Source organism: Propionivibrio pelophilus DSM 12018, assembly GCF_059569095.1.
This window is the reverse complement of sequence record NZ_JCANUT010000147.1, coordinates 1-1,051: the sequence shown is the minus strand read 5'-3', so window position 1 is coordinate 1,051 and position 1,051 is coordinate 1. Positions and strand designations below refer to the sequence as shown.

Below are 1,051 nucleotides of genomic sequence, written 5' to 3'. Positions count from 1 at the left end.
TATTTACCGCCCCATCCATCCGCCATCGACGGTGATGATGGTGCCGTTGACGTAGTCGGAGGCGTCCGACGCGAGATACACCGCCGCACCCACCATGTCTTCCGGTTTGCCCCACCGCCCTGCCGGGATGCGCGCCATGATCTGGCTGCTGCGCGTCTCGTCGGCTTTCAGCGCGGTGTTCATCTCGGTGTCCATGTAGCCGGGGGCAATCCCGTTGACGTTGATCCCCTGGCTGGCCCATTCGTTGGCCAGGCTCTTGGTGAATTGCGCAACGCCGCCCTTGCTCGCGGCGTACGCCGGAACGGTGAGGCCGCCCTGGAAGGAGAGCAGCGAGGCGATGTTGATGATCTTGCCTTTGCCTTGGGCGAGCATCAGTTTGCCGACTTCCTGGCACATGAAGAAGACGGCGTTCATGTTGACGTCGATGACGTAGTTCCAGTCGCTGCGCGGGAACTCGGTGGCCTTGTGCCGGCTTTGGACGCCAGCGTTGTTGACGAGGATGTCGATCTTGACGAAGTCGGCCTGGACCTGGGCGACGAGCGCAGGAATGCCGTCGAGGTCGGCGAGGTCGTGTTCGTAGAACTGGCCGCGCTGCCCTTGGGCGGTGATCTGGTCGATGACGTCCTGGTCGCGTTTGCGGCCGACGACGGCGACGTCGGCGCCGGCTTTGGCGAGGCCGACGGCCATGGCTTTGCCGAGGCCGCGGCTGGCGCCGGTGAAGAGGGCAACTTTGCCTTTGAGGTTGAAGATGTCGAGCATGGTGTGTCCTGGTTTGGCTTGTTCGGGTTTATTGGCCGAGCTGGAAAAGCATCTTGATGGCGTCGGTCTGGCCGCTGAGCAGATTGGCGAATTGCTGCGGGGCGTCGGCCGGGGGGGCGACGGTGAGGATCTTGTCGAAGTCGATACGCCCGCTCTGGAGGATGCGGATGGCGATTTCGAAGTCGCGCGGGGTGTAGACGCGGGTGCCGATCAGGGTGAGTTCCTTGAATTCGATCTTGAGGAGGTCGACCTCCGCCGGCTTCTTGTAGGAGCCGACGACGATGCCGGTGCC

2 protein-coding genes are annotated in these 1,051 nt (G+C 63.2%); both read right to left on the bottom strand.

Translation table 11 applies throughout. The features are described from left to right. Window positions 1-3: 3 nt before the first annotated feature. Window positions 4-759 carry a 2-dehydro-3-deoxy-D-gluconate 5-dehydrogenase KduD gene (gene kduD / locus BO74_RS21135; protein ID WP_496445383.1) on the bottom strand — a complete coding sequence of 252 codons (756 nt, stop codon included), beginning with the start codon at window positions 757-759 and terminating at the stop codon, window positions 4-6. A gap of 28 nt (window positions 760-787) precedes the next feature. Beyond that, the coding region (locus BO74_RS21130; protein WP_496445381.1) for a hypothetical protein at window positions 788-1,051 on the bottom strand (264 nt) is incomplete at its 5' end.

Bases quoted from the DNA above. Each gene is read 5' to 3' on its own strand.
- kduD (WP_496445383.1), bottom strand. From the start codon at position 759: ATGCTCGACATCTTCAACCTCAAAGGCAAAGTTGCCCTCTTCACCGGC.